Here is a 19,133-nt window from a genome sequence, read left to right on the forward strand (position 1 = left end):
TCGCCCGCACCTCGTTTGGGGTGCGGGCGATGCGCAGGCGCAGGCCGTGGGCGGGGGAGAGCCGACCGAATCATCTGACCTGGATTGGGGACCCATGCCTATCATCGTGGACGAGACGAGCCGCACCTTCACCCTCCACACCGACAATACGACGTACCAGATGCGTGTCGATGAGCCGGGTTACCTGCTGCATCTGTACTACGGTACACGCTCCGAGGGGACCATGGACTATCTTGTCACCTATGCGGACCGCAGCGGTTTGTGCGTCTGTCCGCACGACGTGCACGACCGTACCTATTCTCTCGACGTGCTGCCGCAGGAGTTTCCCTTTGACGGCGCGGGCGATATGCGCGCGCCCCTGTTGCGCGTGCGCGACGCCGCCGGCGTGTACGGCTGCGACCTGCGCTATGCGCGCCATGAGGTGCGCTCGGGCAAGTACGCGCTGCCGGGCCTTCCCGCGGTCTACGACGAGGGGGAGGGAGACGGTGCGGAGACGCTCTCGGTGACGCTCTCGGACCCTCGTTTGGGCCTTGAGGTTGAGCTCCTCTACGGCGTCATGCCGCACCTCGATGTCATCTGCCGCGCCGCCATCGTGCGCAACGCCGGCGAGGCGGCCCTTACCATCGACCGCCTGCAGACGGCGTGCCTCGACTTCACACACGGCAGCTTTGACGTCATCACCTTCAGCGGCCGTCACGCCATGGAGCGCCGCGTCGACCGCCACTTTGTCGACCATGGTAGCTTCCACGTGGGCAGCCGCCGCGGCATGTCCTCTGGTCAGTACAACCCGCTCATGATTCTCTGCGACCGCGCGACCACCGAGACCTCGGGCCGCGCCTGGTCGATGAGCTTCGTGTGGAGCGGCGGCTTTGAGGCGGAGGTCGAGCGCTGCCAGTACGCCCAGACGCGTATGCAGATGGGCCTTGCCGACGACCGTTTCTCCTATCCGCTCGCGCTGGGCGAGGAGCTTGTGGCCCCCGAGGTCATCATGAGCTACTCGGCGCACGGCTTGAGCGCCCTTTCGCAGAACCTTCACCGTTGCATCCGCACGCGCGTGGTGCGGGGGACCTGGCGCGATCGTCCGCGCCCGGTGCTCCTCAACAGCTGGGAGGCCTGCTACTTTGACTTCACGGGCGACACGCTCGTGGACCTTGCCAAGAAGGCCTCCGAGCTCGGTATCGAGATGCTCGTTATGGACGACGGCTGGTTTGGCAAGCGCAACGATGACTTCCGAGCGCTCGGTGACTGGTACGTCAACGAGGAGAAGCTCGGCGGCACCCTCGCTGAGCTCGTCGACCGCGTGAACGCGCTCGGACTCAAGTTTGGCATCTGGGTCGAGCCGGAGATGGTCTCTGAGGACAGTGACCTTTACCGCGCACATCCCGACTGGGCGCTCGCCATACCCGGCAAAGACCCCGTGCTCGGCCGCGACCAGCTTGTGCTCGACTTCTCGCGCAAAGAGGTGCGCGACAACATCTACGAGCAGCTGTGCGCCGTCTTTGACCAGGCAAACATCGAGTACGTCAAGTGGGACTGCAACCGCAACATCGTGGACCTCTACTCCGCCACCGCCACCGACCAGGGCAAGGTGCTCTACGACTACACGCGCGGCCTCTACGAGCTCCTCGAGCGCTTGGTGCAGCGCTATCCGCACATCCTGTTCGAGGGTTGCTCTGCGGGCGGGTGCCGCTTTGACGCCGGCATGCTCTACTACACGCCGCAGATCTGGACGAGCGACAACACCGACGCCGTCAACCGGCTCGCCATCCAGTACGGCACCTCGTTTGGCTACCCGGCGTCCACCATGGGCGCGCACGTCTCGGCTTGCCCCAACGAGATCAACTGGCGCACGACCCCCATCTCTGCCCGCGGCACCGTTGCGCTCGCAGGGGGCGGCTTTGGCTACGAGCTTGACCTGAACGATCTTCCCGAGCGCGCCTGCGAGCACGTCAAGGCGCAGGTCGCGCTCCATCGCGAGATTGAGGACGTGGTGCGCGAGGGTCGCTACTTCCGCCTCTCGGGTCCCGCGGACGAGGTCTGCGCCTGGGAGTTTGTGGCAGAAGACGGCAGCAAGGCTGTGCTCGGTACGGTGCTTCTGCTCATCGAGGGCTACGGTGTGGCACGCTACGTCACCCCGCGCGGGCTCACGCCGGGCGCCTTCTACCGTGAGCTCACCACGGGCAATGTTTTTGCTGCGGACGCCCTTATGGACGAGGGGTTCCCGCTGCCCATCAACGCCGAGCCGTACATGGGTCGCACCTACCGATTCGAGCGCCTGTAGGGAAGCGGTAGCGCCGGGGTTCGTCCCCGGCGCACCTTTTGCCCAGGTCCCGCGGGACCGGCTCTTCCCGGCGCAGGATATCTGCCCTATAGAAAGGGGAAGCGCATGCTCGAGGATTACCGCCGCGCCCACAAGCGCGCAACCAAGGAGTTCCAGGCCGATGTCGCCGCGGGCAGGTACCCCTATCCTCCGGCGCTCGACGACATCCTCAAAGGGGAGGGCTACCAAGGCGAGATTCCCCTCGGTCTTGCCGAGATTGACCTTTCGCTCATCGCCGGCACGCGCACGCGCGGCCGTCAGAACAGCTTTTCGTCTGGCTTCATGCCCCTGCAGGAGGCATCGACGGAGTTCGCGAGCAAGTGGAGCGACCTCATCGACTCGCAGCGCGCCGAGGGCATCCACGAGCCCATCGTGGTCTACGAGTACCTCCAGCGCTTCTACGTGCAGGAGGGCAACAAGCGCGTCTCGGTCCTGCGCTATCTGGGGCAGCCGACGGTGCTCGCCAAGATCACGCGCGTCGTGCCTATGCCGAGTGACAGCAAGGCCTACCGCGTCTACCAGGAGTTCATGCGCTTCTACCGCGTTGCCCCCGTCTTTGGCATCGTGCTTGCCGAAGAGGGCGATTACGCGCGCCTAGCCGCGTTTGCCGGGCGTGACTTGGACAATTCCTGGCCCGATGACGCCGTGCGCGACCTGCGCTCGGCTTTCGATGCGTTTGCCGCCGCCTTCCGGGCGCGCCACGGCGAGACCCTCGGCATGAGCGCCGGCAGCGCGTTTCTTATCTATCTCAAGGTGTTTGGATACGACGAGGCGGTGCATGCGCTTCCCGCCGAGGTCGATGCACGCGTCGCGCGCATCTGGGATGAGTTTGTGGTCTCTCGCGACGGCGGCAAGGTGGCCTACCTCGAAGACCCAAGCGGCAAGCGCACCAATATCATTCCCGAGATCAAATCGCTCGCCAAAGAGACCATGGGGTCCCGGCCGTTTTTCGCGGCGTTTATCTACGAGTCTTCGCCCGAGGTCGACGGCTGGACGGCGCTTCATGAGAAGGGTCGGATGAAGCTCGTTGAGAAGGTCGGGCCGACCGTCATGTCCCAGGCATATTTCGATTGCAACAACGATGCCGCCTTCGACGCCGCTGTTGCCGACGCCACGCGTCGCCGCGCCGACCTCATCGTCACGGTCTCGCCCACGCAGATGCGCTCCTGCCTGCGTGCGGCGGTGGCGCACCCGGAGCTTCCTATCATCAACTGTTCGGTCTCGCTTTCGCACAGCGCCGTGCGCACGTTTGCGGGACGGCTGTATGAGGCAAAGTTTTTGCTCGGCGCCCTTGCGGCGAGCATGGCCAAGAACCATCGCGTGGGCTACGTGGCCGAGAACCCGGTCTATGGCACCGTGGCAGAGATCAACGCTTTTGCCATCGGCGCGCGCATGATCGACCCGTATGTGACGGTCTATCTCAAATGGTTCTCCGCCAAGGACTACGACTGGAAGCGCGAGCTCGCCGAGAGCGATGTGCGCGTGGTCTCCGCCCGCGACTACCTCGACCCGAGCGACCCCGACGAGCCCTGGGGCCTTTACGAGATTATGGACGACGGCACCTGCCGCCACCTGGCCGAGCCCATCTGGAAGTGGGGGCGCTACTATGCGCTCATCGTCCGCTCCATCAGAAACGACTCGTGGAAAAAGGAGGGGGCGACGCGCCGCGGCGAGGCTCTCAACTACTGGTGGGGGATGTCTGCGGGCGTGCTCGACGTCCGTCTTTCCGACGAGGTGCCCTACGGCCAGCGGGTGCTCGTGGAGGGTATCCGCCAGTCGATGCTCACGCGCCGCATCAACCCCTTTGCCGGGGAGCTCGTCAGCCAGGGCGGCACACTCGTCCATACCGGGCCCGACCGTCTCTCGAGCGAGGAGATCGTGCGCATGCGGTGGCTGAACGAGAACATCGTCGGGCGCTTGCCTGAGCAGCGCGAGCTGTCGCAGGCGGGTCTCGAGCAGGTGGAGGTCTCCGGCGTGATTCCGCTCGACCCCACGAAGCTTCCGCACAAGGGGACCCTTTCATGAGGGTGCTCGCCATAGCCGACGTGGAGGAGCGCTGGCTTACCGCGGCGAGCGCGCGAGAGCGCCTGCAGGGGTACGACCTCATCGTGTCGTGTGGAGACCTCGACGCGCGCTACCTCGAGCATATCGTGACGATGGCAAACGTTCCTTTACTCTACGTGTGGGGAAACCACGACACGGCGTACCGCCTGCACACGCCCGAGGGCTGTCGCTCGATCGAGGGACGCATCGCCGAGTATCGCGGTCTGCGCTTCATGGGGCTCGGCGGCTCAGTGCGCTATAACGACCGCGTCTTTGGGTTCACCGAGCGCGACATGTACTGGCGGATGCTGCGGCTCTCGCTCGCCGCCAAGGCACAGGGCGGTGTTGATGTGCTCGTGACCCATACGCCACCACGCGGGTACGGTGACCTCGACGACCTTCCTCATCAGGGATTTGACGCCTTCAACACGTGCCTTGAGATGCTCTCGCCGCGCTATCTGCTCCATGGGCACATTCACCCGGAATACGGACGTATCGCGCGCGCGTGTGCTCACCCTGCGGGGACGGAGATTCTGAACTGCTGCGGCTACCGCGAGCTCGAATTAAGCGCGTCCGCAGAGCCTCGATCCGCCCGCCGCGGCTACCTTGGTGTGGACCGCATTTGAGGACCGCGGCCTTGGCGTATACAAGCAGGAGCTTTCTGCTATCATGCATAGTCTGTGCGTCGCGTATGCGGGCGTGGCGGAATTGGTAGACGCGCTGGATTTAGGTTCCAGTGGGATTCCCGTGAAGGTTCGAGTCCTTTCGCCCGCACCATGGCGCACGGCCGCGCCGGGGGATACCCTGCGCGCCGGCAACCGTCATACAGGGGTACCCAGCGCCCAAAGATCGGCTGGGCCATGCAAGAGGAGGAACGTTGAACATCACGCAATCCGAGGTGCAGGACGGCAAGCTCATCGCCACGGTGACCATTCCTGCCGCCGACGTCGACGCGGCCATCAAGAAGGCGTACAAGGACGCTGCCCGCAAGTACCGCTTCCCGGGCTTCCGTCCCGGCCGTGCGCCGCGCGCCGTCATCGACAACATGCTCGGCCGCGAGGCCACGCTCGCCGACGCCACCAACCGCATCCTCGGTGAGACCGAGCCCGCCGTCATCAACGAGCTCGACATCGTGCCGGTCAAGGATGCCGACTACGAGGGCATCGAGCTCGTGAAGGATCACGAGGACTACAGCTACGAGGTCAAGTTCCCCCTGCGCCCCGCGCCCGCGCTCAGCTCCTATGAGCCGGTCGCCATCGAGATGCCGCCGGCGGAGGTCACCGAGTCCGAGATTGACGCGCAGGTCGAGATGCTTCTCGGCTACCACGCCACGTTCGAGGACGTCGAGGACCGTGGCGTCGAGAACTCCGACTTCGTCACCGCCAAGGTCGAGAACATCAAGAACGCCGAGGCGCTCGCCGGCGACTCCCGCATGATCGCCATGGGCTCCGGCAGCCTTCCCACCGCCTTCGATGAGGGCCTCATGGGCATGAAGGTCGGCGAGACCAAGGAGATCAGCTGGACGCCCGAGACCGAGGGCGCCGAGGAGGCCGCCGTCAGCGTCACCGTCAACGGCATCAAGGCCCGCAAGCTCCCCGAGCTCACCGATGAGTTCGCCAAGACCGGCTTCGGCTTCGACAACATCGCCGCCATGCGCGACGCCGTCAAGGAGGAGCTCGCCGCCGACAAGGAGTCCCGTCTCCCGCAGCTCAAGGAGAACCGCTGCGTCGCTAAGCTCGCCGAGCGCCTCGAGCTCGATGAGATGGACGCCGACTACGAGCAGTCCGTCTTCTCCGAGCTCGGCCAGAACTTCCTCCAGAGCCTTGCCGCCCGCGGCATGTCGCTCGATGCGTGGCTCCAGGCCAACGGCATGACCGGCGATCAGTTCATCGCCGATCTCCATCACCAGGCCGACGACGTCGCCCGCGAGTCCCTCGCGCTCGACGCGCTCGCGCGCGAGCTCAAGGTCGAGGTCACCGACGAGGACGTCAACCATGAGTTCGAGACCGCCGGCGTCGAGGACGCCGAGGCGACCCGCGAGCGCTTCATCGCCGAGGGCCGCATGCCCGCCGTCCGCGACTCCATCCGCCGTTCGAAGGCCGTCGACTGGCTCGTCGAGAACGCGCAGGTCACCGAGGTCGACGAGACTGCCAAGGACGCCGAGTAGGCACGCTGCGCGCCGCCGCGCATGCGGCACGTGCGGTGGGGTATCATAGCTCTTGACCGGCACGCTACACGGTGCCCGGACCCTCATGGGCCCCGGCACCGTGTTCGTATCTCACGCGTTTTTAAGAGAGAAGGACCAGCACATGCTCACGCATCTCAACAATGCGCTCGTACCGTATGTCATCGAGCAGACGCCGCGCGGCGAGCGCAGCTACGACATCTACTCGCGCCTTTTGAACGACCGCATCGTGTTTCTGGGCGAGGAGATCAACTCCGTCACCGCCAACCTCGTCATCGCCCAGCTGCTTCACCTGGAGAGCCAGGATGCCGAGAAGGACATCTCGCTCTACATCAACTCGCCGGGCGGTGAGGTCTATTCCGGCCTCGCCATCCTCGACACGATGAACTTCATCAAGCCCGATGTCTCCACCATCTGCGTGGGCATGGCGGCCTCCATGGCGGCGGTGCTCCTGGCCAACGGCGCGAAGGGCAAGCGCTTCTGCCTGCCCAACTCGATGGTCATGATCCATCAGCCGAGCGGCGGCGCCCAGGGCCAGCAGACCGAGATCGAGATCGTCGCGCAGGAGATCAAGGAGACGCGCAACAACCTGAACCGCATCCTGGCCGACGCGACGGGCCAGCCCATCGAGAAGGTCGCCGAGGACACCGAGCGCGATCACTACCTCCGCGCCGACGCCGCCCTCGCATACGGTCTGGTCGACCGCATCATCTCGTCCCGTTCCGACGCTGCGAAAGGCGACGCATAATGCCGCGCGATACGCATGACACCCCCGATTACGACAGCATGACCGACGATACCATCCGCTGCTCGTTCTGCGGCAAGACGCAGGACCAGGTGCGCAAGCTGGTGCGCGGTCCGCACAACATCTTTATCTGCGACGAGTGCGTCTCGGAGTGCTCCGCCATCCTCGAGGAGTCCATCGCCCGCGACCTCATGGCGCAGGGCGGCTACACCGGCCTCGGCGACCTCGGTTTCATGCAGCCGGAGGCCGAGCCGGAGCCGGAGGACGAGGCCGAGGAGGAGCCCGCCAAGCAGGTCATCCGCCGCGTGCCCACCCCGCACGAGATCTACGACGAGCTCTCGCTCTACGTGATGGGCCAGGAGGACGCCAAGCGCGCGATGTCGGTCGCCGTCTACAACCACTACCGCCGCGTCATCGAGGGCGGTGCGGCCGAGGCGGCACTCGACGAGAGCGCGGGCCGTCCCGATTCCGCGCCCATCGGCAAGCATGCCGCCGCCGACGACCTCGCCGACGTCGAGCTCGCCAAGTCGAACATCCTCTTGCTCGGCCCCACCGGCACGGGCAAGACCCTCTTGGCGCAGACGCTCGCGCGCATCCTCGAGGTGCCGTTCGCCATCGCGGACGCTACGGCGCTCACCGAGGCGGGGTATGTGGGCGAGGACGTCGAGAACATCCTCTTGAAGCTCATCACCGCCGCCGACGGCGACATCGAGCGCGCCCAGGTGGGCATCATCTATATCGACGAGATCGACAAGGTCGCGCGCAAGGCGGAGAACCTCTCCATCACGCGCGACGTCTCAGGCGAGGGCGTGCAGCAGGCGCTCCTGAAGATCCTCGAGGGCACCGTGGCAAGCGTCCCGCCCCAGGGCGGCCGCAAGCACCCCCAGCAGGAGCTGCTGCAGATCGATACGACCAATATCCTCTTCATCTGCGGCGGCGCCTTCGTGGGCCTCGACAAGATCATCGCCGACCGCGTGGGCAACAAGGGCATCGGCTTCAACTCCGAGATCGCCGGGCCCACCTCGACCGACGAGAACGACCTGCTGCGCCAGGTCCTGCCGCAGGACCTCAACGCCTTCGGCATGATTCCGGAATTCATCGGCCGTACGCCGGTGATCACGGCGACGCGCGCGCTCGACGAGGAGGACCTCGTCTCGATCCTCACCGAGCCCAAGAACGCGATCGTCAAGCAGTACCGCCGCATGTTCCAGCTCGAGGGCGTCGACCTCGCCTTCGAGCCCGAGGCGCTCCACGAGATGGCGCGCCTCGCGCTGGCCCGCAAGACCGGCGCCCGCGGCCTGCGCTCCATCTGCGAGCAGCTTCTCCAGAAGACCATGTTCGACCTTCCCAGCGAGGAGGGCGTCGAGAGGGTCGTGGTGACCGCCGCTGCGGTCCGCGGCGAGGAGGAGCCCCGTCGCGTATACCACGCAGCGTAGGGCGCGATGGGTACGCCGAAGTACATCCAGATCGAGAACGCGCTCCGTTCCGAGATCGAGAGCGGGCGCTTTGAGTCGGGGGATCTCTTTTACAGCAACGCCGAGCTTATCGATCGGTTCGGTGCGAGCTCCATCACTGTGATCCATGCGGTGAATGACCTCGTGAACGAGGGGATGCTCGTACGCTACCAGGGGAAGGGCACCTTCGTCTTCCGCTCACGGCTATACCGGCCCGTGCGTATCTCGGAGAACGGGCGGTTCCTCGAGGGTGGCGAGAAGAACGAGACGCGTGTGCTCGGGATCTCGTTCCCCGAGGGCGACGGGCTGAATCCCGAGGTGGTCTCGCGCCTCGGGCTCAGCGGGAAGGGTCGGTACGCCGTCATCGAGCGCGTGCGCCTCTTCGACGGGGTACCCTATCAGCACCAGGTCTCCTACATCCCGCGGCGCTTCATCAAGCAGGATGTCGACCCCTCCTATTACGAGTCGGTGTATCGGCGCCTGCGCGAGGACCACGGCCTGTTCCTCTCGCGCGAGGCCTCCCACGAGGTGACGCGCATCGTGATGCCCGCCGACGGCGAGGTTCGGTCTGCCCTCTCGCTCGCCGAGGCGGAGCCGTGCGTGCGCAAGGAGCGCTGCACGACCCTTCCCGACGGCACGGTGGCCGAGTACGTCGTCATGCATCGGCGCTGGGACTATTTCGAGCAGACCATCGATGAGAGCGCCCATTAGGCTGCTCGTCCATCGTTTCACCGGTCTCGAAGGCGCGTATGGGGCCCCGGAGATATCCTCCGGGGCCCTCTTTCGTGTCGTTGCGGACATGCGGTCTGGCAGGTTTCGCGGGGCTTTGTGGACCTTGAGGTCCGGGCGTTCTCGGGGCGGCTGGTGATGGCGTGCGACGGTGAGGGGCCGCGCATATGCTATGCTCGAGTCCGGCGGCTACTTTTCAGCTGCCGTCCGGTGCGAGAGGGGAGTGGTCCGTGGTCCTGCGCGAGCTCATGCACATGCGCGCTTCCTCCGATGGCGCTGAGCGCGCGATCGCCGACTACCTGATCGCCCACCGATCCCAGCTCGGGGTGCTGAGCGCCCGCGGAATCGCCGCGGAGGTCCATGTGGCGCCCTCCACGGTGGTCAGGTTCTGCCAGCGCCTGGGGTTCGACGGTTACGCCTCGTTTCGGGCGGCCGTACAGGCGGAACTCTCCTACCTCATCTCCCATTTCGACGAGATCGACCCCAACTACCCCTTCGATTTCGGTGACCAGCGGCTCGTGATCGCCCCTAAGATCGGTTTCCTCTACTGCGAGATCGTCGATGACACCCTGGGCCTCATCGACGACGACTCCATAGATCGCGCCGTGGGCATCCTCGGCGACGCGGCCGAGATCCTGGTGTGCTCCACGGGCGTGGAGCTCGAGTTCGCCCAGGGGTTCAAGAACAAGATGCTCAAGATCGGGTGCGTCGTCACCATCGAACCCCGTGTGAGCTCGGCGTTCTTTTGGGCGTCCCATGCTGGCTCGGGCGACGTCTGCGTCGTGTTCCTGTCGTACTCGGGGGAGAGCGAGCGCCTGCTGCGCGTGGCGCGGCGCGCCCGGGAATCCCGTGCGCCGGTGGTCGCGATAACCTCCTTCGGCGGAAACTCCCTGAGCGAGATCGCTGACGTTGCCCTGTACGCCTCCTCCCGTGAGCGCCTGGAGCGCAATATCGGGCATTTCGCCATGAACATCTCCACGGCGCTCCTGCTCGACATCGTATACGCGTGCATCTTCAACCAGGACCATTTCGTCAACTACCAGAGCAGGGTGGAGACGGCGCTCGCCTACGAGGCGTCCAAGGGGGCGGCATCGCCTGCCCGGCCCGTCGGTAACGGCCCCCTTCTTCCCATTGAGGACTGATCGGTGAGAACACCGTTGCGCAAATCGAAGCGTTCGCGCAACGCGAATCGCAACATCGTTAGAAAAACGGTTCTTCCACCCCCTTGGAACCTGCTGTTTAATATGATGGGTAGCGGATGGTCCGTTTTACTGTTCTGGTTCTGGGGGTACCGAGCAAAATACAGCTGCAGTTCATTCCCGTGTTCATCGTTTGCTTCCTCGCATCGCTTCTGGGGCCGCTCTGCGGTATCGGCGGAGGGGTGATTATCAAGCCTATCGTCGACGCCATGGGGGTTATGAGCGTGAGCGCGGTGAGCTTCCTATCGAGCATCTCGGCTCTCGTGATGTCGCACTCGACGCTCACCCAGAACGCGGTGAGCCGACAGTCGGAGATCGACACCCGATCCATGGTTCCCATCGCCGTCGGGTCCGCCGTGGGCGGCGTTTTCGGCAAGGCGGTCTTCAACCAGCTGGGGACCGTTCTCCCCGATACCGAGCTGGTCGGCGCCGTCCAGGCGGCGATCCTCATCGCGCTCTCGCTGACGGTTCTGATCTACACCCTTAACAAGAGCCGGATACGCGGGCTCATGCTCGAACGCGCGGCCGCCCAGGCTTCCATCGGTTTTCTCGCCGGGGCCTGCTGGTCGTTCCTCGGTATCGGGGGAGGCCCGTTCAACCTCGCCATCCTGGTGTTCTTCTTCAGCATGGAGAGCAAACCGGCGGCGCAGCCATCGCTTTTCATCATCGCCTTCTCCCAGACCGCCAGCCTCGTCTTCACACTCGCCACGGGAAGCGTCCCCGCGTTCTCTCCGGTCGTCCTTATCGGTATGGCGGCCATGGCCGTTCTCGGATCGGTGGTGGGCAGGCGTCTTCTGCGCCATATGGACTCTTCGGCAGTCGACCGCCTCTACATCTTCGCCCTCGTCCTCATCATGGTGATCTGCGCCTACAATCTTGTGCGCTTCACCGCCCTGTAGGGTTGAGGCGGTCGGTTCGAAACAGCGGGAGTGCGGCGCGCGGAGGGGAATTCTGATGGGCGGGACAAAGGAAAGTGGCCGCGGCGGCGATGCGCTGCGCGCGATCGGCGGCATGCTGGTGCAGCGTGAGCACGTGTTTGCGGAGGATACCCTGCGCGGGGCGCGCAACATGCGCGAGAGCCTGCGGCTTTTCGCGCTCGTGTTCATCGTGTCGGCGGCTATGGGCGTCGCGGCGTGGGCGTTTCTCTCCGCCCTCGACGCCGTCACCGGCTTTCGAGAGGCGCATCTGGTCACTTTCGCCCTGCTTCCCGTGGTGTCGGTCTTCACGGCGTGGCTCTATCGTAACCACGGGAAGGGTGCGGCGCGTGGCAACAACCTCGTGATTGACTGCGCGGTGTCGGGTAGGGACATCCCCCCGGTCATGGCGCCCTTCACGTTCGTCTGCTCGGTGGCGACCCATCTGGCGGGTGGCTCTGCCGGTCGCGAGGGCACGGCCGTGCAGATCGGCGGTACGATAGCCGATATCGTCTCGCGCCGTTTCAAGCTCGGCGAGTACGATCATCAGGACCTGATCATGGCGGGGATATCGGCCGCCTTCGGAGGAGTTTTCGGCACGCCGCTCGCCGGGGCGTTCTTCGGCATGGAGATGTGCTTCGTCGGAAAGCTCCAGTACAGCGCCGGCGCCTACTGCCTTGTCGCCTCGTTCGTTGGCGATGCGGTGGCGACCGCTCTCGGAGCGGGGAGGGAGGCGCACCTGATCGGCACGGTGCCCGCGATGGGTCCGGTGACCATCGCCCAGGCGGTGATCGCCGCCGTGGTGTTCGGTATCGCCGCGCGCCTCTTCTCAGGCGGTATCCGGGCGGTCAAGCGCTTCTGGGCGGCGCACGTCACCAACTATCTAGCCGCCGCGCTCGCCGGTTCGCTCGTGGTGCTCGGCGTATATGTCGTCTTCGGCCTCTATGATTACGGCGGCCTCTCCTCATGGCTCGTCGATGCCGGCTTCCGCGGTGAGACCACCCCGGTGGACGCGGCGCTGAAGCTCATCATGACGGCCCTTACGCTCGGTGCGGGCTTCCAGGGCGGCGAGGTCACCCCGATCTTCGGTATCGGCGCCTCCCTTGGCGGTTGGATCGCCACGGTGATGGGCGAGCCCCCCGCGTTTCTCGCGGCGCTCGGTATGATCGGCGTCTTCGGTGCGGCCCTGAACGTCCCCATAACCACGATCATGCTCGGCGTCGACCTGTTCGGCGGCGCCGCGGCGCCGCGGCGCCCTATTACGTCATCGTCTCCTTCGTGGGGTACCTCGTGGCCGGACATCGCGGCGTGTATCCGGCGCAACGCATCGTGACGCCCAAGTGGCGCTCGCTCGGCGAGGACCGCGGCCATACGGTCGACGAGGTCATCGCGGAGCATCACAGCAAGGTCGAGCGGGGCTAGCCCGTCTTTTTCGCCTTGCGCGCGGCTCCTTTTCGCAAAAACGGCGCGAAGTAGGGCACTATTTCGGCCGTGACTCGATACACTCCATCAAGCTAAGGCATTCATGTGGGGAAACGCCGTCTCTATTCGTGCCGTAGATGTCGTCTCCCGGAAAAATGCCCTACAACGCGACTGTTTCGTGCGCGCTGCGCTCGGCGCCGCCGGTGACGGCACGGCCGCGAGCCGGTACCGGCGGGCGTCCCGTATCGAGCGGTTGTGAATTCTCCCTTGGTTGTAAAAGTCATGTTCGACTTTGTTAGAGTCTGTTACACTAGGGCGCAAGCCGAAGGACGCGCTGCGTGCGGCGACCGGCAAGGGGGCCCGATGCTCAAGAGCGAACGACAAGATCGCATCATCGAACTGCTCGGCAGCGGTTCGGTGGCGTCTGTGCGCGATATGGCAGAGCGCCTCGGTGTCTCGGAGATGACCGTCCGGCGCGACTTCGAGGAGCTCGCCGAGCGCGGCGTCATCGAGCGTGTCTACGGCGGCGCGCGCCTGTACCGCCCGCCGGCACCCGGCGGAACCCAGGTGGAGCGCGAGTTCTCGCATGTCGAGAAGGCGCGCCTGCACGAGGGGGAGAAGCGCGACATCGCCCGCCGGGCGGCGGCGCTGGTGAGCGAGGGGGATACGATCTTCCTGGGTGCGGGGACCACCGTCGAGCAGATGGTGCCGTACCTGCCCGTTGAGCGCCTGCGCATCGTAACCAACAGCCTGGCGCTCTTTTTACAGCTTGAGCCGCGCGGCGCGCAGGAGCTCTGTCTGGTGGGCGGGACCTACCGGGCGCGCACCAGCGCCTTCGCGGGCCCCATGGCGGAGGACGCCGTGGCGTCGCTCGGCATCGGCAAGACCTTCATCGGCGCCAACGGCGTGGCAGACGGCTCCATCTTCACGTCCAACATGGAGGAGGGGCGCTTTCAGCGGCTCGTGTACTCGAAGGCGAGCGAGCGCTACCTATTGGCCGATTCGAGCAAGATCGGTCGTCGAGACCTCTGCGGTTTCTTCGATCTCGCGAATATCGACGCGCTCTTCTGCGACGCCGGCCTCTCAGACGGGGACCGGACGGATCTGGAGCGTTACACGCGCGTCGAGCTATAAGGTGTCCCGGCCTGTCGAACGGGCCTATAGGCGGGGTTTCCCGCAGGAAGAGAGGAACCAGCATGAGAGTGGTAATCGCATCAGATGCCGAGGGCATGGAGCTCAAGCAGCTTGTTGCCGAGCATGTTGCGGCCCAGGGGCATGAGGTCGTGGACCTCACGCCCGAGCCGGCGGCGGACTTCGTGGACTCCGCCTGCGCCGTGGCGCATGACCTGCTCGAGCATGAGGGCTCGCAGGGATTCGCCTTCGATGCCCACGGCGTGGGCAGCTACATGGCTGCTACGCGCGTGAAGGGCATGGTCGCGGCGAACATCTCCGATGAGCGGTCCGCGTACATGACCCGCGAGCACAACAACGCGCGCATGGTGTGCATGGGCTCTCAGATCGTGGGGCCGGAGCTCGCGCTGCACATCGCCGACGAGTTCCTCGCCGCGGATTACGCGGGGGGCCGCCACCAGATCCGCGTGGACATGCTCAACAAGATGGCGTAGCCCGGCACCTGCCGCTTCCGATCCTACCCGGTTCACCTGAAAGGATTTCCCATGATCATTGCACTTGGCTGCGATCATATCGTCACCGATGAGAAGACCTACCTCCACGATCGCCTCGAGGAGGCAGGCTACACCGTTATCGACGTGGGCACCCACTCCCACACGCGCACGCACTATCCCATCTTCGGCAAGAAGGTAGGGGAGCTCGTCGCCTCGGGCGAGGCCGACCTGGGCGTCGTGCTCTGCGGAACGGGCATCGGCATCACCAACTCCGTTAACAAGGTCCCCGGTGCGCGCTGCGCCCTCGTTCGCGACATGACGAGCGCCCTTTACGCCCGCCGCGTGCTGAACGCGAACGTGGTCGGCTTCGGTGGCAAGATCACCGGCGAGTTCCTGATGGCCGACATCATGCTCGCCTTCCTCAAGGCCGAGTACGAGCCGACGCCCGAGCACGATGCCCTGGTGGCAAAGCTCGATGCCGTCAACCAGGCCGACCCCGTCGCCCAGGCCGACCCGCACTTCTTCGACGAGTTCCTGGAGAAGTGGGATCGCGGGGAGTATCACGACTGATAGCGCACCGTGCCCGTTCGGTCGGTTGTCGGACGGTATCAGCTTCGGTCGCTCGTGCATGACGAACGCGCCGTCGGGAATCCAATCCCGGCGGTGCGTCCTGCTTCGATTCCATTTCGCGCACGGGGCCTCACATGATGACGCTCGTGTACTTCTCACAGCTTGCGCGCTGCTCGGGTGTGATGCCGGGATCGGTGAGGACGGCGTCGATCTGGTCGAGGGTGTAGAAGGTGAAGAGGTCCTTCCGGAAGAACTTAGAGGAATCGGCGACGATGTAGCGCTTTCGGCCCTTGTCGAGCGCGAGGCGCTGCAGATTCGAAATGTCGATGTTGTGGCCCATGACGTCGGGCGCGCAGATGCCGTTCACGCCGAAGAAGACCTTGTCGACGCTGATCGAGGCGAGTGCCTCCTCGGCGAGGTGCCCGTAGAAGACGTTCGTCTTCGGCCGGTACAGGCCCCCGAGCAGATAGAGCTCGATATACGGGTTGTTCTTGAGCGCATTGAAGGCGCTCAGGCTGTTGGTGACGACCGACAGGGACTTGCCCTCGAGGTTCATGGCGATGGCCTCGCAGGTGGTCCCCGCGCCCAGGAACACCGCGTCGCCGTTTTCGATGATGCTGGCTGCGAGCTTCGCGATGTGCTGCTTCTCGTTGAAGTGCTGCTCGAATTTCTTGTCGTGCGTCTGCTCGTGAACGAGCTGCGGAATCGGTGCCAGGCTCTTCGCTCCGCCGTGCACCCGGGCGATGGAACCCCTCTTCGCGAGCTCGTCCATATCGCGGCGGATCGTCATGGGGGACGCTCCGAGCAGCTCCGCCGCCTCGGCGACCGTGAGGAGTCCGGTGGCGTTGCAGAGGCGGACGATTTCCTCTTGGCGTTGTACTTTGAGCATTTGCTACCTCCTTTGCTGGTTTGAAAGTATCACAAAAGAACAAACGAAAACAAAATATTTCGCAAACGGTACGTTAGCAGGGGTGAATGGTAATCTTAGATTCGTTGAGAATCCTTCTTCCCCGAAGCTGATAACATATTAGATGCGACGATAACCTGTATGAATTTAAGGTTATTAATTAGAGCTTCGTAGGATATGACTGTGCGTTTCCTGTAATCAGAAAAGCACCAAGAGGAAACAAAAACAAACATATTCTAGGTTACTTACAAGTTATCGGCATCAGGTTCTGTCAGAGACGTCACATGGGAGGAAAGCGATGTCGTTCGGAATCATTCTTGCAACCCACGCACACATCGGCGAGGCGTTGCTCGAGGGCGCGGAGATGCTCGCTGGAAAGCAGGATCGTGTCAAGGCCCTCTCGCTCACCGAGGACACCTCGGTCGAGCAGTTCGAGGCCCAGTTCAACGCTTCGTATGATACGCTCCGGCAGTCCTGCGACTTCATCGTCGTTCTGTGCGATATCTACGGCGGCTCACCGTTCAACGTCACGTCCCGCACCCTGCTGTCCGGCAAGGAGCTCATCGCGTTCACCGGTGTGAACCTTCCGATTCTCATCGATTTGCTCTTCTCGGGCGACCTGACCCCCGACGAGGTCCGCGCGCACGTCGCCGAGACCGCCTCGACCTCGATTCAGGAGGTAAAGGTCCAGTTCGCAGAGGAGAGCGAAGAGGACGATCTCGACCTGTAGGGTCGTTGGCATACCACGTAGAAAGGGGATACCATGCCACTCAAACTCGTAGACATCGACGACCGCCTGATCCATGGACAGGTCGCCACGACCTGGATTCCGGATTACGGCATCGAGTCGGTCATCATCGTCAACGATGCCTGCGCGAACGATCCCGTTCAGCGCTCCATCGCCGGTCTCGCCGTTCCGGGCATCAAGGTCTCGGTCTTCACGGTGGACAAGTTCATCGAGGTGCTCAAGAAGACCACGCTCAAAAAGGTGACGCTGGTCTTGTTCGGCAACCCGATCGACGCCCTCAAGATGAAGAAGAACGGGCTCGATTTCAACTACCTCAACGTCTCCGGCATGCGCTTCAACGATCAGCGCCAGCGCATTCACAAGAACATGTCGATCACCGCGGACGAGAAGCGTGCCTTTGAGGAGCTCGAGAGCCTGGGTGTCGAATGCTGGATGCAGACGACGACGCGCGACAGCAAGGAGCGCGTCCCCGAGCTTCTGAAGAACTTCAAGGGATAAGCGAGAAGTTCCCTCATTTCTTTTCGGCGGCACTGCGGTCCGCCTTCAGGACCGCTGAGATATCCATACTTGCAAAGGAGGATACGGTATGGTTCAAGCACTGCTCCTCGCCATCTGGGCAGGCCTGTGTGAGTGGGACCAGGTGGGCCCGCACCTCGGGTTCCGCAAGCCCCTGCTCGCTTCGGTCGGCGTTGGCATCATCTTGGGCGATATGACCACGGCCATCATCATCGGTGCGACCATGGAGCTCATGTGGCTCGGCGTCAACAACATCGGCGCCTATGTTCCGCCCGATGTCATCTCCGGCACCATCGTGGGCGCCTCGCTCGGCATCATGTCCGGCGGCAGCGTCTCCGAGGCCACGGCACTCGCCGTCGCCATCGGTGTTCCGACCGCGACGCTGGTCCAGCAGCTCAACATCCTGATCATGACCACCAACGCCACGTTCCTGCACGGTGCCGACAAGGCTATCCAGTCCGGCGAGTTCAAGAGCGTCAACAAGTACTTCTGGAGCGGCGCCATCTGCTTCTTCCTGACCCGCGCCGTGCCGGTGTTCATCGCCACCGGTATCGGTTCGTACGTCATCGAGAACATCATGGCCTTCCTGCAGAACGATGTGCCCTGGGTGCTCACCGGCTTCAGCCTTGCCGGCGGCATGATGCCCGCCGTGGGCCTCGCCATGCTGCTCACCATGATGATGAAGAAGAACATGTGGATGTTCCTGCTCATCGGTTTCGTGCTCAACGCCTATGTTGGCATCCCCACCCTCGGTTGCGCGATCGCCGCCGCCGCCGTCGCCGGCTTCTATGACTTCGTGCTCGAGGGCCAGAAGAATCAGAGCGCCGCTCCGGCCGTCGCCACCGCTGGGGACGATGATGGAGAGGAGCATGATCTGTAATGGCTCACGTTAGCAAGCACGCCCTGAACAAGGTACTTCTGCGCACCCAGGGTTGTCAGTTCGCGCATAACTACGAGCGTATGCAGTCGCTCTCGCTCACCTATTGCTTCTCGCCGGTGCTCGAGGAGCTCTACAAGGACGCTCCCAAGGAGGAGCGCGTTACCGCCGGTCAGCGTTACCTTGAGTACTTCAACACGCACCCGCTCGCGATCCCCTTCATCCTGGGTATCTGCGCCGCTCTCGAGGAGAGCACCGACGAGGACCACAAGGATGCCGTCACCGGCATCAAGACCTCGCTCATGGGCCCCTTCGCCGGCTTGGGCGACTCCATGCTCAATCTCACATGGTACCCGATCGCCGGCTCCATCGGCGCCTCCCTGTGCGTCGACAACGGCTCGCTGATCGGCCCGCTCGTGATGTTCCTGCTCATCAACCTGCTCTACTGGCCGCTGAAGTACTTCGGCATCCACATGGGCTACAGCAAGGGTATGGAGCTCATCGAGAAGGGCGGCGTCGCCCTCATCGAGCGCCTCGGCAACCTCGCGAACGTGCTGGGCATCATCGTCGTCGGCTGCCTAATCCCCCAGACGGTCAAGCTGAAGACCGGTCTCGAGTTCGCCTTCTCCGAGGGCGACCCGCTGGTCATCCAGAACCAGCTCGACTCGGTCATGCCCTACATCCTGCCCGTCCTTCTCACCCTGGTGTGCTACCACCTCATCAAGAAGGGCAACGGCAAGAACACCGCTCAGGTCATCATCGGCCTGATCGTGTTCGCGCTCGTGTTCGCTGCCATCGGGTACTACACCGGAGTGAGCATCTTCGCGTGATCGTGAAACCCTGCCCGGACCCGTCAGATGCCGCATGGCGGGTCCGGAC

General features: G+C 64.1%; 19 protein-coding genes and 1 tRNA gene. 19 read left to right on the forward strand and 1 reads right to left on the reverse strand.

The window, feature by feature from the left end; translation table 11 throughout:
• The first annotated feature begins 94 nt into the window (after positions 1–94).
• The 15 genes from B5F70_RS00505 to lacB all read left to right on the forward strand — a co-directional run bounded on the left by B5F70_RS00505 (position 95) and on the right by lacB (position 15,206).
• A complete protein-coding gene (locus B5F70_RS00505; RefSeq protein ID WP_087203607.1) occupies positions 95–2,281 on the forward strand; it encodes an alpha-galactosidase in 2,187 nt (728 codons plus the stop codon).
• Between the two features lie 105 nt (positions 2,282–2,386).
• Positions 2,387–4,345, forward strand: coding sequence for a BMP family ABC transporter substrate-binding protein (locus B5F70_RS00510; RefSeq protein WP_087203608.1), 1,959 nt, complete (start codon positions 2,387–2,389; stop codon positions 4,343–4,345).
• Positions 4,342–4,989, forward strand: a complete 648-nt coding sequence (locus B5F70_RS00515) for a metallophosphoesterase family protein (protein WP_087203609.1) — start codon at positions 4,342–4,344, stop codon at positions 4,987–4,989. Before B5F70_RS00510 ends, B5F70_RS00515 begins: the two co-directional genes overlap by 4 nt.
• A 67-nt stretch (positions 4,990–5,056) precedes the next feature.
• Positions 5,057–5,140, forward strand: a tRNA-Leu gene (locus B5F70_RS00520).
• Between the two features lie 100 nt (positions 5,141–5,240).
• Positions 5,241–6,530, forward strand: a complete 1,290-nt coding sequence (gene tig / locus B5F70_RS00525; protein ID WP_087203610.1) for a trigger factor — start codon at positions 5,241–5,243, stop codon at positions 6,528–6,530.
• Positions 6,531–6,672: 142 nt separating this feature from the next.
• Positions 6,673–7,296 (forward strand): ATP-dependent Clp protease proteolytic subunit, encoded by a 624-nt coding sequence (locus B5F70_RS00530; protein WP_087203611.1) that lies wholly within the window; start codon positions 6,673–6,675, stop codon positions 7,294–7,296.
• Positions 7,296–8,729 carry an ATP-dependent Clp protease ATP-binding subunit ClpX gene (gene clpX, locus B5F70_RS00535; RefSeq protein ID WP_087203612.1) on the forward strand — a complete coding sequence of 478 codons (1,434 nt, stop codon included), beginning with the start codon at positions 7,296–7,298 and terminating at the stop codon, positions 8,727–8,729. The genes B5F70_RS00530 and clpX overlap by 1 nt, the downstream gene beginning before the upstream one ends.
• Positions 8,730–8,735: 6 nt before the next feature.
• A complete protein-coding gene (locus B5F70_RS00540) occupies positions 8,736–9,458 on the forward strand; it encodes a GntR family transcriptional regulator (RefSeq protein ID WP_087203613.1) in 723 nt (240 codons plus the stop codon).
• Positions 9,459–9,706: 248 nt separating this feature from the next.
• Entirely contained in the window at positions 9,707–10,618 is a 912-nt protein-coding gene (locus B5F70_RS00545) for a MurR/RpiR family transcriptional regulator (RefSeq protein ID WP_158094897.1), read from the forward strand.
• Between the two features lie 116 nt (positions 10,619–10,734).
• A complete protein-coding gene (locus B5F70_RS00550; protein ID WP_087203615.1) occupies positions 10,735–11,574 on the forward strand; it encodes a sulfite exporter TauE/SafE family protein in 840 nt (279 codons plus the stop codon).
• 55 nt (positions 11,575–11,629) lie between these two features.
• Positions 11,630–12,922 carry a chloride channel protein gene (locus tag B5F70_RS00555; protein ID WP_239463504.1) on the forward strand — a complete coding sequence of 431 codons (1,293 nt, stop codon included), beginning with the start codon at positions 11,630–11,632 and terminating at the stop codon, positions 12,920–12,922.
• Entirely contained in the window at positions 12,880–13,011 is a 132-nt protein-coding gene (locus B5F70_RS10915) for a hypothetical protein (RefSeq protein WP_256363437.1), read from the forward strand. The genes B5F70_RS00555 and B5F70_RS10915 overlap by 43 nt, the downstream gene beginning before the upstream one ends.
• A 363-nt stretch (positions 13,012–13,374) precedes the next feature.
• A complete protein-coding gene (locus tag B5F70_RS00560) occupies positions 13,375–14,145 on the forward strand; it encodes a DeoR/GlpR family DNA-binding transcription regulator (protein WP_087203616.1) in 771 nt (256 codons plus the stop codon).
• Between the two features lie 62 nt (positions 14,146–14,207).
• Positions 14,208–14,636 (forward strand): galactose-6-phosphate isomerase subunit LacA, encoded by a 429-nt coding sequence (lacA, locus tag B5F70_RS00565; RefSeq protein WP_087203617.1) that lies wholly within the window; start codon positions 14,208–14,210, stop codon positions 14,634–14,636.
• Positions 14,637–14,687: 51 nt separating this feature from the next.
• Positions 14,688–15,206 carry a galactose-6-phosphate isomerase subunit LacB gene (gene lacB / locus B5F70_RS00570; protein ID WP_087203618.1) on the forward strand — a complete coding sequence of 173 codons (519 nt, stop codon included), beginning with the start codon at positions 14,688–14,690 and terminating at the stop codon, positions 15,204–15,206.
• Between the two features lie 130 nt (positions 15,207–15,336).
• On the opposite strand, the gene B5F70_RS00575 is transcribed toward lacB, so the two are convergent.
• Positions 15,337–16,095 (reverse strand): DeoR/GlpR family DNA-binding transcription regulator, encoded by a 759-nt coding sequence (locus B5F70_RS00575; RefSeq protein ID WP_087203619.1) that lies wholly within the window; start codon positions 16,093–16,095, stop codon positions 15,337–15,339.
• Positions 16,096–16,411: 316 nt separating this feature from the next.
• On the opposite strand from B5F70_RS00575, the gene B5F70_RS00580 reads away from it, so the two are divergent.
• The 4 genes from B5F70_RS00580 (at position 16,412) to B5F70_RS00595 (ending at position 19,084) form a co-directional block, all read left to right on the forward strand.
• Positions 16,412–16,843: a hypothetical protein gene (locus B5F70_RS00580; protein WP_087203620.1), complete on the forward strand. Its 432-nt coding sequence runs from the start codon at positions 16,412–16,414 to the stop codon at positions 16,841–16,843.
• Between the two features lie 33 nt (positions 16,844–16,876).
• Positions 16,877–17,359 (forward strand): PTS sugar transporter subunit IIB, encoded by a 483-nt coding sequence (locus B5F70_RS00585; RefSeq protein WP_087203621.1) that lies wholly within the window; start codon positions 16,877–16,879, stop codon positions 17,357–17,359.
• 88 nt (positions 17,360–17,447) lie between these two features.
• The gene (locus tag B5F70_RS00590; protein ID WP_087203622.1) at positions 17,448–18,257 is read left to right on the forward strand and encodes a PTS sugar transporter subunit IIC; all 810 of its coding nucleotides are present in this window, start codon (positions 17,448–17,450) and stop codon (positions 18,255–18,257) included.
• Entirely contained in the window at positions 18,257–19,084 is an 828-nt protein-coding gene (locus B5F70_RS00595; RefSeq protein ID WP_087203623.1) for a PTS system mannose/fructose/sorbose family transporter subunit IID, read from the forward strand. The genes B5F70_RS00590 and B5F70_RS00595 overlap by 1 nt, the downstream gene beginning before the upstream one ends.
• Positions 19,085–19,133: the final 49 nt, after the last annotated feature.

Origin of the sequence: Collinsella sp. An268 (assembly GCF_002159765.1) — a bacterium.
Lineage (GTDB): Bacteria > Actinomycetota > Coriobacteriia > Coriobacteriales > Coriobacteriaceae > Coprousia.

What these genes read in the sequence shown, in the direction of transcription:
- B5F70_RS00505 (WP_087203607.1), top strand. Translation starts at nt 95, where the DNA reads ATGCCTATCATCGTGGACGAGACGAGCCGCACCTTCACCCTCCACACC.
- B5F70_RS00510 (WP_087203608.1), top strand. Translation starts at nt 2,387, where the DNA reads ATGCTCGAGGATTACCGCCGCGCCCACAAGCGCGCAACCAAGGAGTTC.
- B5F70_RS00515 (WP_087203609.1), top strand. Translation starts at nt 4,342, where the DNA reads ATGAGGGTGCTCGCCATAGCCGACGTGGAGGAGCGCTGGCTTACCGCG.
- B5F70_RS00530 (WP_087203611.1), top strand. Translation starts at nt 6,673, where the DNA reads ATGCTCACGCATCTCAACAATGCGCTCGTACCGTATGTCATCGAGCAG.
- clpX (WP_087203612.1), top strand. Translation starts at nt 7,296, where the DNA reads ATGCCGCGCGATACGCATGACACCCCCGATTACGACAGCATGACCGAC.
- B5F70_RS00540 (WP_087203613.1), top strand. Translation starts at nt 8,736, where the DNA reads ATGGGTACGCCGAAGTACATCCAGATCGAGAACGCGCTCCGTTCCGAG.
- B5F70_RS00550 (WP_087203615.1), top strand. Translation starts at nt 10,735, where the DNA reads ATGGTCCGTTTTACTGTTCTGGTTCTGGGGGTACCGAGCAAAATACAG.
- B5F70_RS00555 (WP_239463504.1), top strand. Translation starts at nt 11,630, where the DNA reads ATGGGCGGGACAAAGGAAAGTGGCCGCGGCGGCGATGCGCTGCGCGCG.
- B5F70_RS00560 (WP_087203616.1), top strand. Translation starts at nt 13,375, where the DNA reads ATGCTCAAGAGCGAACGACAAGATCGCATCATCGAACTGCTCGGCAGC.
- lacA (WP_087203617.1), top strand. Translation starts at nt 14,208, where the DNA reads ATGAGAGTGGTAATCGCATCAGATGCCGAGGGCATGGAGCTCAAGCAG.
- lacB (WP_087203618.1), top strand. Translation starts at nt 14,688, where the DNA reads ATGATCATTGCACTTGGCTGCGATCATATCGTCACCGATGAGAAGACC.
- B5F70_RS00575 (WP_087203619.1), bottom strand. Translation starts at nt 16,095, where the DNA reads ATGCTCAAAGTACAACGCCAAGAGGAAATCGTCCGCCTCTGCAACGCC.
- B5F70_RS00580 (WP_087203620.1), top strand. Translation starts at nt 16,412, where the DNA reads ATGTCGTTCGGAATCATTCTTGCAACCCACGCACACATCGGCGAGGCG.
- B5F70_RS00585 (WP_087203621.1), top strand. Translation starts at nt 16,877, where the DNA reads ATGCCACTCAAACTCGTAGACATCGACGACCGCCTGATCCATGGACAG.
- B5F70_RS00590 (WP_087203622.1), top strand. Translation starts at nt 17,448, where the DNA reads ATGGTTCAAGCACTGCTCCTCGCCATCTGGGCAGGCCTGTGTGAGTGG.
- B5F70_RS00595 (WP_087203623.1), top strand. Translation starts at nt 18,257, where the DNA reads ATGGCTCACGTTAGCAAGCACGCCCTGAACAAGGTACTTCTGCGCACC.